The organism is Caproiciproducens sp. CPB-2, from assembly GCF_036287215.1.
Lineage (GTDB): Bacteria > Bacillota > Clostridia > Oscillospirales > Acutalibacteraceae > Caproiciproducens.
This window is the reverse complement of the sequence record NZ_CP142860.1, coordinates 1,600,642-1,613,328: the sequence shown is the minus strand read 5'-3', so window position 1 is coordinate 1,613,328 and position 12,687 is coordinate 1,600,642. Positions and strand designations below refer to the sequence as shown.

At 50.5% G+C, this 12,687-nt stretch carries 11 protein-coding genes and 2 riboswitches; of the genes, 3 read left to right on the top strand and 8 right to left on the bottom strand.

All coding sequences use genetic code 11. From position 1 onward, the window contains the following. The first annotated feature begins 329 nt into the window (after positions 1 to 329). Entirely contained in the window at positions 330 to 566 is a 237-nt protein-coding gene (locus VXK30_RS07950; protein WP_141825118.1) for a hypothetical protein, read from the top strand. Positions 567 to 632: 66 nt separating this feature from the next. Here the strand turns inward: VXK30_RS07950 and VXK30_RS07945 are convergent, their stop codons facing one another. Beyond that, complete coding sequence (locus VXK30_RS07945; protein WP_275717792.1) at positions 633 to 2,684, bottom strand: methyl-accepting chemotaxis protein; 2,052 nt, start codon at positions 2,682 to 2,684, stop codon at positions 633 to 635. A 151-nt stretch (positions 2,685 to 2,835) separates the two neighbouring features. Here VXK30_RS07945 and VXK30_RS07940 point away from each other — a divergent pair, with 151 nt between their 5' ends. Next, positions 2,836 to 3,576, top strand: a complete 741-nt coding sequence (locus VXK30_RS07940; protein ID WP_275718016.1) for a transposase — start codon at positions 2,836 to 2,838, stop codon at positions 3,574 to 3,576. After that, positions 3,537 to 4,463 carry an IS3 family transposase gene (locus VXK30_RS07935; protein ID WP_329494549.1) on the top strand — a complete coding sequence of 309 codons (927 nt, stop codon included), beginning with the start codon at positions 3,537 to 3,539 and terminating at the stop codon, positions 4,461 to 4,463. Before VXK30_RS07940 ends, VXK30_RS07935 begins: the two co-directional genes overlap by 40 nt. Before the next feature lie 120 nt (positions 4,464 to 4,583). Here the strand turns inward: VXK30_RS07935 and VXK30_RS07930 are convergent, their stop codons facing one another. From VXK30_RS07930 to VXK30_RS07900, 7 genes are all read right to left on the bottom strand, one after another. Further along, entirely contained in the window at positions 4,584 to 5,609 is a 1,026-nt protein-coding gene (locus VXK30_RS07930; RefSeq protein WP_275717790.1) for a rod shape-determining protein, read from the bottom strand. Between the two features lie 61 nt (positions 5,610 to 5,670). Next, positions 5,671 to 6,333, bottom strand: a complete 663-nt coding sequence (locus tag VXK30_RS07925; protein WP_275717789.1) for a ComF family protein — start codon at positions 6,331 to 6,333, stop codon at positions 5,671 to 5,673. Beyond that, positions 6,323 to 8,539 carry an SF1B family DNA helicase RecD2 gene (gene recD2 / locus VXK30_RS07920; protein WP_275717788.1) on the bottom strand — a complete coding sequence of 739 codons (2,217 nt, stop codon included), beginning with the start codon at positions 8,537 to 8,539 and terminating at the stop codon, positions 6,323 to 6,325. Before recD2 ends, VXK30_RS07925 begins: the two co-directional genes overlap by 11 nt. Positions 8,540 to 8,587: 48 nt before the next feature. Continuing rightward, entirely contained in the window at positions 8,588 to 8,938 is a 351-nt protein-coding gene (locus VXK30_RS07915; protein WP_275717787.1) for a hypothetical protein, read from the bottom strand. A gap of 50 nt (positions 8,939 to 8,988) precedes the next feature. Next, the gene (gene metK, locus VXK30_RS07910; RefSeq protein WP_275717786.1) at positions 8,989 to 10,173 is read right to left on the bottom strand and encodes a methionine adenosyltransferase; all 1,185 of its coding nucleotides are present in this window, start codon (positions 10,171 to 10,173) and stop codon (positions 8,989 to 8,991) included. Between the two features lie 69 nt (positions 10,174 to 10,242). Then, positions 10,243 to 10,339, bottom strand: a riboswitch (SAM riboswitch). Between the two features lie 112 nt (positions 10,340 to 10,451). Further along, positions 10,452 to 11,087: an ECF transporter S component gene (locus VXK30_RS07905; RefSeq protein ID WP_275717785.1), complete on the bottom strand. Its 636-nt coding sequence runs from the start codon at positions 11,085 to 11,087 to the stop codon at positions 10,452 to 10,454. A 177-nt stretch (positions 11,088 to 11,264) separates the two neighbouring features. Next, positions 11,265 to 11,393, bottom strand: a riboswitch (FMN riboswitch). Between the two features lie 41 nt (positions 11,394 to 11,434). Next, a complete protein-coding gene (locus VXK30_RS07900; protein WP_275717784.1) occupies positions 11,435 to 12,673 on the bottom strand; it encodes a CapA family protein in 1,239 nt (412 codons plus the stop codon). Positions 12,674 to 12,687 lie beyond the last annotated feature (14 nt).

The following is a 12,687-nucleotide window of genomic DNA, read 5'->3' as shown; positions in this document are numbered from 1 at the left end:
TATTTTAAAGTATTCGTATATTATTTTACTATATCTGACACCATAATTTAATGAACGATATGTAAATTTTATAGATTCCACATTCAAAGGAAAAAAATGGCTGAAATTTTTTCCAATTTTATTTTCAAAACTAATTTTTGCACAAATTCATTCACTTGCAATTGTGCATAATGTATGGTAATATCATTATATAAAGAAAAGGATTCTTTTCTTTGATACTCTTATTTAAGACAGTAAAGAAAAGATCCATCGGCGGGTTATTGTATTTGTCAAAGGCACATGCTATAATTTGCTCAGAAGGAAATCCCATTATTTAGGAGGTTAAGAATATGAAGCTGTACGACATTGATGTGGTAAAACTGATTGAACTCTTGGACAAAGCAAAAGGGAATGTCTACCTGATTACCGAGGACGGAAACACCCTGAATCTGAAGAGCAAGCTCTGCCAGCTGTACGGTGTGCGGGCGCTTTTGGAAAGCGCGAAAAATTCGACGGTTTCAGCCGAACTGAACGTAGAAAATCCGGAAGATGAACTGATGTTTATCAACTATATGATGAGCAAATAAATTTTTACCGATAATGACAGCCGCCGCTGCAGTACTGCAGCGGCGGCTGTTTTCATACAATGCCGGTTATTTTTTCAGTTCAAACCGCGCGACCCTGTCGCGGAGCAGACCGGCCTGAGCGGACAGTTCTTCCGCGGCGGCGGCGCTTTCCTCCGCAGTTGCCGAATTGTTCTGGACCACCGCTGAAATCTGCGAAACACCCACATCGATCTGTTCAATGAAATTGGCCTGCTCGCTTGAAGCGGCGGCGATCTGCGTGACCAGATGATTGACTTCCGTGGATTTCTGAACGATCTGATTGAGCAGGTCCGCCGTTCTATCGGCGATTTTGGTTCCGTTGTCCACAGCCCTGACGGAATCCTCAATCAGCGTGGTGGTATGCTTCGCCGCCTCCGCGCTCTTGCTGGCGAGGTTTCTGACTTCGTCGGCCACCACGGCAAAGCCCCTGCCGGCCGCACCCGCCCTGGCCGCTTCCACCGCGGCGTTCAGCGCCAGAATATTGGTCTGGAAAGCGATATCGTCAATGGTTTTAATGATCTTTGTAATTTCGTCGGACGATACCCGAATGCGGTCGATCGCCCCGGTCATCTCCCCGATTGTCTGTTTGCCAATATCCAGCTGCCGTTCCGCGTCCTGCGCAAGCTGTTTGGCGTTGCCCGCGTTCTCCGCATTCTGTTTGACCTGCCGCGATACTTCATTGATGGAGGCCGACAGCTCTTCCAAAGAGCCCGCCTGTTCGGTCGCCCCGCTGGAAAGCGCCTGCGCCCCGTTGGCGATTTCGCCCGCCCCGCTGGCTACCTGCTGGGCCGCCACTTCAATTTCCCCGAACACCTTATTCAGAGAATCAATGATTTCCAGAAGCGCCTTTTTAATAGGGGCAAAATCCCCGACATAGTCCTGCTCAACTTTCAGACGCAGGTTTCCGTTGGACATATTGACAAGCACGTCGGATATTTCCTCTATGTAACTGCTCAGCTTTCCGGAAGTATCTTTGAAAATAGCCGCCAGTTCGCCGAGTTCGTCCCTCGTATGTACCTCAATATCGGAATGGAGCTTTCCGTTTCCCATATCCGTCGACAGCGCGACAATACTGTCAATCGGAGAAAGCGACCGTCTGATCTGATAAAATACGACGGATCCGATGGCGGCGATCCCTATGAGGCCGACAATTCCGACGAGAACGATCAGGACGCTGATTTCCCTCAGGGCTTCCGACTTCTGGACAACAAACGTGCTGGTCCAGTTTTCGTCGATTCCCTCAATTTTCAGCGGCTGGGTAACCCTGAACTCCTGACTGCCTGTCTTGCCGTCGTATTTGGTCCCCGCCTTTGTCTGATCGGCCGTATTGGAAACATAGTTCGAACCGGCGGAAAGAATATAATTGCAGGAGGTGGAATATCCGCCCAAATCGTAACTGAGATGATTGATGGTATCCGTCAGGATATCGGTGTTAGCCACTCCCAGAAAATTGTTGTCCTCGTCCAGAATCGGATTGCTGATGGTAATCAGCCAGACCGTTTCCCCGGAACTCAGCTGATAGGAATACGGCTCCGAAATATGCGGCTTTTTCGTCTGTTTGCTGACCGCATAATATTCCCCGTCCTTGTAGGTACTGTAATCGCTTAACGTATCCAGCTTCTTTTCGGTGCCGAATTTATAGGCGTAATAGGACCGGCCGTCCGCGGTCTGTTCAAACATGGCGTTCGGTTCAAACGCCACATAGGCCGAAAAGATGCGCGAGTCGTCCAGATATGCGGACAGATCCTTTTTGATAAACTGATCGCGCGTATAGGAGTCCAGCTCCTTGTAGCGATAAACTTCGAGTGCCAACGCTTTTGACAGGGTCTGCATGTTGTTCAGATAGGAGGACGCCATATAGGCGTTGTTTTCAGCCAGATTATTGATATTGTTCACGACCGTTTTTTCCTGTGACGCAGACAGGTAGATGTTCAGGAACACACACAGCGCCACCATCATAACGGCAACGGCAGAAATAATCCGGAGCGGGATTTTGAATACCAGCTTATTTTTGTCGGCTTTCAGATGAATCTTTCGAAACCGAATTTTATTGAAATTCAGTTTTGGAATTTTGACTTTGGGTAATTTGATCTTTTTCATTTTTTTCTCTCCTCTCAACCGCGCCGCATCAGGGTTATAGCCGCGCCCTGATGATTAATGTTATATATCGACATCTTTTTTGCAAAATGAAGCAAGCGGGATATGAAAAAAGCATTGTTGTAAAAATGATATGCTCCCTTTATGAGAGACAGTGAAAAAGAAAAACACTGTTGATCATGAAGGGAGCATTTTGATGTCAAGTAAGTCAAAAATAGCAATTGCGAAAAAGGTAAGAATCACCCGGGAATATATAACTGGAAATATCTCAAGGGAAGAAGCCGCGAAACGGGCGGAAGTCGCACCTGATGTCATAACAGATTGGGCACGGATTTATCGCCAAGAGGGAGTTCTGGGCTTTGCGTCAGGAAAAAAGAATCACGTCTACAGCCAAGAGCTCAAAAAGCAAGCGGTGCTGGAATATTTATCAGGCGGATGTAGTCAGCACGCCATATGCGAGAAATACAAAATCCGGTCAAGAAAACAACTTCGATGTTGGATAAAGAAGTATAATAATCATGGAGAATTCAACTCCGTCAAGCATTCCGGAGGAGGAAGCTACATGAGAAAAGCACGCAGCACAACGCCAGATGAACGTATTCGAATCGTGAAAGATTGTATTGCATCCGGTAAAAATTACGGCGAGATGGCGCTTAAATATAATGTAAGCTACCAGCAGGCACGCACCTGGACGCTGAACTTTGAGAAAATGGGTGAAGCTGGTCTGCAGGATAGGCGTGGGCAGCGAAAAAAAGATCAGGCACCACGCACAGAGTTGGAGCAGGCACAAATTGAGATCGAACAACTTAAACACAAGCTGTATCTGGCGGAAATGGAGAATGCCCTGCTAAAAAAATTGGACGAGGTGGAGAGGAGGGATGCCTCTCGCAAGTAAGGCAAGGCCATATTTACACATCCATAAAAGAATGCCGTGCGGAAGCGGGATATCCCATCGAGACTGCCTGTAAGCTACTTCATGTCGCCCGTTCCGCCTACAATAAATGGGCGTCGGGGAACCAAAGCCGCAGGATTGCCGAAAACGAGTGGCTTGCGGAAAAGATCGAGAAAATCCATATGGAAAGCCCAGACAAAGGCTACCGCCGTATCAACGATGATTTGCGACACGACCACGATATCCACATCAATGACAAGAGGGTACTTCGCATCTGTCGGGCAAAGAACATAAAATCCACCATCAAGTACAACAACCACGGTTGCACAAGGCAGGCAAAGAATCCGCAGTATCTTGCCGAAAACCTTCTTGACCGCCAGTTTTTCGCCTCTCAGCCGAATGAGAAGTGGCTCACCGACGTTACTGAATTTAAGTGGTACGAAGGTCTTGAAGTACACAAGGTTTACCTCAGTGCTGTTTTAGATCTCTATGACAGGCGCATCGTAGCTTTCGTAATTAGTGAGCGTAATGACAATCCTCTCGTATTCAAGACCTTTGACAAAGCTGTCGGGAAAAATCCGGACGCACATCCCCTGTTTCACAGTGACCGGGGATACCAGTACACGAACCGTACTTTTCATCACAAAATTGACAAAGCCGGTATGACACAAAGCATGTCCCGCGTGGCACACTGCATTGACAACGGTCCAATGGAAGGCTTCTGGGGCATTCTGAAGCGTGAACGCTATTACGGCAAACGGTTCACCAGCAAACAGGCTCTTATCCAGATGATTGAGGATTATATCCGCTATTACAATACCCGGCGTGTTCAACGTAATCTGGGTGTCCTCACACCGATGGAGAAATACGAACGTTATCTTGCTGCATAAAAAGTGGACAGCAGCTTACGCCACTGTCCAGAAAATTTTTATAGTTTTTCATTGTCCTCTTGACGGGATGCGGTTCAAAACTCACAACAATGCTTTGTTTTTGAAATCATTTCTATTTAATTAATAAGCGGCGCTCAACGGATTCAGTACGCCGTAGCCCTTATTTTGTATGTCGTCAATAAACTGAATGGCCTTGCCCGCTCCCAGCGCAACGCAGATCTGGGAATCCTCGGCAAGCTTCACCGGCATTTTCGCCTTTTTGGAAATCAGCGTATCGACTCCGTAAAGCTGGGCCGACCCGCCCGTCAGAATAATGCCGTCCGAATAAACGTCCCCCATCAGCTCCGGCGGCGTTTTTTCCAGCATCTCCTGAATGGTCCGGACAATCTGCATCGCCGGTTCAATCAGGGCTTCCAGCATTTCGTCGCAGGAGATATCCGCCCACTGCGGCAGCCCGGTCATTGCATTTCTGCCCTTAATTCTGTGACTGCACAGATCCTTTCTGGGATACACGCAGCCAATCGCGGTTTTTGCTTCCTCAGCCATCCGCTGACCGATAATTAAATTGTATTTTCTTCGGATATACTTGATGATTGCTTCGTCAAAGGCATTCCCGGCGACCTTAATGGAACGCGAGATCGCGATGCCGCTCAGGGAAAGCACCGCCATATCCGTCGTGCCTCCGCCGATATCGACGATCAGGGTGCCGTGCGGCGTGGAGATATCCACACCGGCGCCGAGCGCCGCGGCCACAGGTTCCTCAATCAGACAGATTTTGCGCACGCCCGCCGCGCTGATCGCGTCCACTACCGCGCGTTTCTCAACCTCTGTAATCTGGCACGGCACGCTGACGACAACGCGGGGCATAAAAACCCTGCTCCCGCTGATTTTTTTCAAATAGTTGCTGATCAGATACTGCGCCAGATCAAAATTGGAAATGACGCCGTTGCAAAGCGGATGGGAAACGGAAATCTTGTCCGAGGTACGTCCCACCATCCTGTAGGCTTCCGAGCCGATTGCCACAACTTCGTCCGTTTCCACATTAACGGCAACAACTGCCGGTTCATTAAGTATAATGCCTTTCCCGTCAAGGTAAATCTTGACGGCTGATGTACCAAGATCTATCGCAATGTCAGTACCCAGCACGTAATCACATCCAATCTATATTCATTTTATTATATTATTACAAAATCAGAAATTTTTCAACTTAAAGTGCGCGGGCCACTGCAGCACACGTTATCTTCTTTGCTCCGCCGCTAAGCAGAACACAGCCGCACTCCCCCAGCGTGGCGCCGGTAGTCACAATATCGTCTATCAGCAGGATGTTTTTTCCCGATGTCTGCTCCCCGTCCTTTATCCGATAGACACCCCGGACATTGCTGCGGCGTTCCTTTTCGCTCAGCTTGTGCTGTTCCCGGTTGTTCCGGATTTTGACCAAATACTCCCGGTAAGGCAGGCCGAGGCGTTTTGCGACCGCCCTTGCCAAAAGCTCCGACTGATTATAGCCTCTCGCTTTATAGCGCTCCCCGGAGATGGGAACGGACGTAACGGAATCGAACCGCGCTTTGGGAAAGCTTTTTCCGATTTGCGCGGACATGCCCTCCGCATAAAAATCAGCAAAATCCTTTTGCCCGTAAAATTTGAACCCAAGAATGGATTCCCGGATTTTTCCGCTGTATAAATAGGGTGCGGTACATAAAATAGTTTCACCGGAACCCGGCAGATAAATGCATTTTTCGCCGGAGGTATGGAAAATTTCTTTTTCGCATTTTTCACATATGGATTGCCCGGATGGAACAATCCCGCGGCAGAAAATGCACTTCGGCGGAAAAATCATATCCAGAAGCACGGAAAAAAGCTTAGCACTCATTCTGCGCGCCTCCGGTCAGAAAATAGTAGAGTCCGGAGTACCGGCGCATTTTTTTATCGTTTTCAACCATGTGCTGAATCGCTTTCTGCGACCCGACAAGAATCAAAAGGGACTTTGCACGCGTAATCGCGGTATACAGCAAATTTCTGTAGGAAAGCTGGGGCGCTCCCTGAAACATGGGCATCACAACGGCAGTGAATTCGTTTCCCTGGCTCTTGTGTACCGTCATGGCATAGGCAAGCTCCAGCTCCGCCGCGGTCTCCAGCTCGTAAAGCACCATGCGGTCATCCATCTGCACCGTAACGGTGGAAGCCCGGCGGTCAATGCCGCACAGAATGCCGAGATCGCCGTTAAAAACGCCCTCCCCGCTTGTCCCGTCCGGTTTCACCCAGGCCAGGTTATAGTCGTTTTTGATCTGCATCACCTTGTCGCCCTCCCGGAACAGGGTGCCGTTAATGGTGATTTCATTTTTCGTTTTCTCCGGAGGATTGATCACTGCCTGCAGCTTTTTGTTGAGCTCCACGGTACCTAACTCCCCTTTTCTGGAAGGAGACAGCACCTGGATATCCGACAAAGGCGAGTATCCGTAGCTTGCGGGCAGACGGGCCGCACACAAATCAACAATCGTGGAACTGATTTCCGCGGGGCTTCCGTACGGCAGAAAGAAAAAGTCGCTGTTTCTGACGGAAAGCTCCGGCATCTGTCCTTTTACAATTCTGTGCGCGTTCATAACAATCAGGCTTTGCATGGATTGGCGGAAAATCTGATTGAGCTGGACAACAGGCAGCAGTCCGGTGGCGATCAGATCGCCCAGCACGTTGCCCGGCCCGACGCAGGGCAGCTGGTCGCAGTCGCCGACCATGATGAGACGGCAGCCGAGCGGCAGGGCGCGCAGAACCGCCTCGAAAATATTGGCATCCACCATGGACAGCTCGTCAATGACCAGCGCGTCGCATTCCAGAAGATTTTTCTCGTTTTTGGAAAAGACAGGCAGATCGTTTTCATCCCATTCCACCTGCAGCAGGCGGTGGATCGTTTTCGCGTCCTGTCCTGTCAGCTCGGACATCCGCTTGGCCGCTCTGCCGGTCGGCGCGGCAAGCAGAACCTTCTCCCCCTTCGTCTCCAGAATCTTGATGATCGCGTTGAGGGTGGTGGTTTTTCCGGTTCCCGGTCCCCCCGTCAGAATCAGCATTCCCTTGGAAAGAGCCTCTTTTATCGCCTGCTTTTGCCCGTCGGCGTACTGAATCTGAAACGTTTCCTCAATATTTGAGATATAATTGTCGATTCCAAGGATGGACTGCGCCGGAAAGCGAAGCATCATGTTCAGCCTTCCTGCGGAGTACAGCTCGGACCGGTACAGCTTGGGGGTAAAAATATACTCCCGGCCATCAAAAAGGACGGCGCAGACAGACGCTTCCGCCTTCAGGGCTTCCAGCGTGTCAAGAGCCTGCTCCGGCCCAATGCCGAGCATCTTCTGCGCGGCGGTCAGAAGCTTGTCCGCGGGCAGGCAGGTGTGGCCATTGCTGATATTGTGCTTCAGAACGTGCAGAATGCCTGCGCGGACCCTGCAGCCGTCGTCCTGCGGCCGCTCAAGCGAAGCGGCAATATCGTCGGCACGCTCAAAGCCGATTTCCAGCCCGTCCTCGCACAGGCAGTAGGGGTCCTCCTGCACGCGCTCCGCGGCCTGCGGGCCATAGAGCTTCCAGACTCTGACGGCCTCGTCGGGCGAAATGCCGAAGCTGCTCAAATACAGCATGATTTCCCGGATGCCGTGTATCTTTTTGAACTCGTCACCCATTTTTTTCGCCTTTGCCCGGGTAATACCCTTAATGGCGCAAAGGCGTTCCGGTTCCTCTTCCAGAACCTGCAGCGCGTTCATGCCGAACATGTCCACAATTTTTCCGGCGGTAGCCGGGCCGATGCCCCGGACGGCGCCCGACGAGAGATATTTCAGCATAGCGGCCGCAGTGGAGGGCTTCGAGCGCTCAAAGCCCTCCACCTTAAACTGGGTCCCGTAGTTCGGATTGTTGATCCAGCCGCCCACAACGCGCACTTCCTCGCCCGCGCCGACCAGCGGCATCGTGCCCACGGCCGTAACCAATTCTTCCCCGTTATTGATTTCTATAATCGCATATCCGTTCTTCTCATTTTTAAAAATGACCTGTTCCACCGAACCGGCCATTTCCAGCATCTGATCTTCCCGCATGAAACTCCCTCGTATTTTATGATTCATAAATTCAGTATAATACATGAGCTATGTATTTGCAAATTTATTACATAGAATATCCGGCAGTTCTTCGGGAGTACAGACCTCTACCCCGGGGTTCCGGTTGGAAATAATTCTGCATACCACGTTTGTTTCTTCATCCATTCCCTTGTCAAGACAAATCAGCATTTTTTCGTCTCCGCGGATCCATTTCAGTCTTTCGATCGCACTTTCCAGCAGCATTTCGGCGCCTTCATCGTGGCCTTCCACGGAAACGACCAGATAAAGCTTGCCCGGACGGGAGGGCCTGAGCATCCAGAAAATAATATTCCTGACGATTTCAGCGGCGCCGATGATGGCCAGAAGAACAAAAGCGATTTTTGCAAGGATCTCAAGCATAAAAAGTCACCTCAACACAGTTTATGTGCCGAGGCGACCAAATGCTATGCTTATTTTGCCAATGCGGCTTTTAGAGCGTCGACCTTGTCGCGCTTTTCCCACGCAACGTTCAGGTCCTCACGGCCCATATGGCCGTAATTGGAAATCGCGCGGTAAATAGGACGGCGAAGATTCAGGTTATGAATAATCGCCGTGGGACGAAGGTCAAACACCTTTTCCACCGCCGCCGCGAGCTCGTCGTTGCTGTATTGGGAAGTGCCGAACGTATCCACCATAATGGAAACGGGTCTTGCCACGCCGATCGCATAGGCGATCTGAATTTCACACTTTTTCGCCAGGCCCGCCGCAACAACATTCTTTGCCGCGTAGCGCGCCGCGTAAGCCGCGGAACGGTCGACTTTGGTAGGATCCTTTCCTGAGAAAGCGCCGCCTCCGTGCCTGCCGTAGCCGCCGTAAGTGTCAACGATGATTTTTCTTCCGGTCAGTCCGCTGTCGCCCACCGGACCGCCTATCACAAAACGGCCAGTCGGGTTGACAAAGAACTTTGTCTTGTCATCCAGCCATTTTTCTGGGATCACCGCTTTTATCACACGCTCGATAATATCCTTTCTGATTCGCTCCAGAGTGACGTCGGGGTCATGCTGGGTGGAAACGACAACGGTGTCCACGCGCACCGGTTCGTCCCCGTCGTACTCCACGGTTACCTGTGTTTTGCCGTCCGGCCGCAGATAGGACAGGGTACCGTCCTTTCTGACCTGGCTCAGGCGCTTCGACAGCCTGTGCGCCAGTGAGATGGCAAGCGGCATCAGCTCCGGCGTTTCGTCGCAGGCGTATCCGAACATCATGCCCTGGTCGCCCGCGCCGGTCACATCGTTTGCGTCCGTCGCGCCCTGCTTCGCCTCATAGGACTGATTGACACCCATCGCGATATCGGGCGACTGGATATCGATGGAGGTGATCACGCCGCAGGTGTTGCCGTCAAAACCGCAGGCGGGGTCGTCGTAACCGATGTCCTTGACTACCTGCCGTGCAATCGACGCAATATCCACATAGCAGTCGGTAGAAATCTCTCCCATGACATGGATTACGCCGGTGGTGGCCGTCACCTCACACGCAACGTGAGCTTCCGGGTCCTGTGCAATAATTTCATCCAGCACGGCGTCCGCAATCTGGTCGCAGAGTTTGTCCGGATGACCTTCCGTTACTGATTCCGATGTAAAAAAATGTCTTGCCATTGAGCAATCCTCCTAAAATAAAAATAAAAAGAAAATGCCGTCCGGAAAATCCGAACGGCGTGTATGATTACCTCATCTTTCGGCTTTACCGCAGGAATTGGCACCTTACGCTTTGTAGGTTGCCGGACATCATAGGGCCTGTTCCCTCCGTCACTCTTGATAAGGGCATATTTAATTTTCAATGTAATTATAACATAGATTAGATTGATCGTAAAGAACAAAAATAGGCAAAGTGCATGTCCCCGATTGGGGATAAACTGTACGGTTTCAATAAAGGATTATCTTCTGCCGATTCTGTTGTGCAGAATCGGGCTGACACGCTTATAGGTCAGCATGGTCACAGCGGAGACCAGCACCCCCTTCAGCAGGTTGAACGGCGCTACCGCAAGCATGACAAAGGATGTAAGATCGTTGATGGAAGGATTGACCGCGTGGCCCATGGCGACAAGCGCGTCCAGCGGCATATTAAACACCTTGGCGTAAAACGGCAGCAGCACAAAAGCGTTCAGCAGGCTTCCCGCCACAATCAGCGTAAACGTACCGACCGCCATACCGATCAGCGCGCTTTTCTTCGACTTATGGTGTCTGTAGATCAATGCGCTGGGAATGACAAACGAACAGCCGATGATAAAGTTCGCGATATCGCCGACTCCGCCCGTCGAGCTTCCGTGAATGATAAGGTAGAGCAATATCTTGACCAGCTCAATGACAACGCCGGCAAAAGGGCCCATGGCAAAACTGCCGATCAAAACGGGAAGCTCGCTCAGATCGATTTTATAAAAGCTGGGCGCAAACCAGAGCGGTATTTCCACGACCATCAGGACGGCGGCAATCGCGGACAGAATTCCGATTTGCGCGATGCCTCTGGTATCCAATAATTTCGCTGACTTTTTTTCATTTGTAATCGTATTCATGATTTCTCCTATCTTCTTCATAAGTATTTTCGCTTCGGCACTAAAACGGGGTGAAAAGGATGCAGGGAACACGCGGGTTACTTCATCTTCCTCATTGAAAAACTCCCTTTCTTAGTTGCCAACGAAAAAAAAAGTCCCACAGTAAAAAACTGCGGGACGAAAGCATACGCAAATACGCGCAATCTTCTTCCATCCGGACTATACCGTCGGCTTTGGAATCAAACCAAATCAGCTTTCGCTCGCGGGCTCGTCGGCTTGCGCCGCTTTACCGCCGGTGGGGAATTACACCCCGCCCCGAAGACAACTTTATTTAATTTATATTATTATAGCACTGTGAAAATTGTGTGTCAATCTTTCTGCAGATATTCTTTTGGAATACTCTGATTGACAATATTGTTGATGTATTTCAGGCTGAACGCCGGAGTATAGCGCTTTACCCCGTGAGCGGCGGCCAGAGCGTCCGTGTACTGGCTAAGCGGATAGATCGTAATACCCGCGCATCCCTTGCCGTAGTGCGTGACGATCGGCTTGAATTTCATATCCGTAAAGATCGTTTTGTTCGTTGTAAAATCCTTGGTCATCGTAACGGTCAGAATGCCGCCGACCATATTGTCCCCGCTCTGCTGGGCGGAAACAAGGTTGCCGAACGCAAAAATGACAGGGCACTGCGTCCCGTCCTTCCGGGTCAGGACCGTCAGCTTCTGCAAAACATGGGGGTGATTCCCAAAAATGATATCCGCTCCCCAATCGACCATATTCTGCGCAAGCGTTTTCTGCTTGTCCGAAAGTGTGTAGGTATTCTCATTTCCCCAATGCACGGAGATAACCACGACGTCCGCCATTGATTTTGCTTTTTTGATCAGTTTTTCTATCAGTTCGGTTTCGTTTGCGTAAATCAGCCGGTATTTGGAATTTTTGGGAAGATAAAGCCCGTTTGTCATTTCCGTAATGCCAATATGGGCGGTTTTGATTCCCTTCGATTCCACGATCCGGATATTCTGCAAATCTTCCTCATCGCGGTAGGCGCCCACGACCTTTACGGACGGTTTGGTCGCCCAGTAGTCCAGCGTGGCGGCAAGGCCCGCTTCGTTTTTGTCCAAAACATGGTTGTTGGCGTGATTAATGACGTCAAACCCCAGATTGACCAGCTCGTCCCCCAATTCCGTAGGTGAGTTGAAGCGCGGATAACCCGACGGCGGCGCGATTTTTCCCGCAATCGGTGTTTCCTGATTGATGACGGAGATGTCCGCATTCTTGATATCCGCCGCTATGCGCGTATAAACCGGAGAAAAATCAAAGCCCTTCCCTCCCGTCCGGCTCTGCGCCTGCTTATAGATCACATCGTGAATCAGGTCGTCGCCGACGCCCAGAATCGTAACGGAAACCGGCTTTTGAACCGGTTTTGACTCCGCTTCCGACGAAGCCGCCGCATGCACCGGCGCGGATACGCCGGACGGCAGCCCAGCCTTTCCATTTCCCTGATTCTGCAGGAATAAGACCATGGAGGCAACACAAGCGCCTGCCAGAACCACAGCCAGACACACACGGAAAACGACCCGGGATAGATTGTTTTGATCCTTCTTCATATGAAAACCCCTAA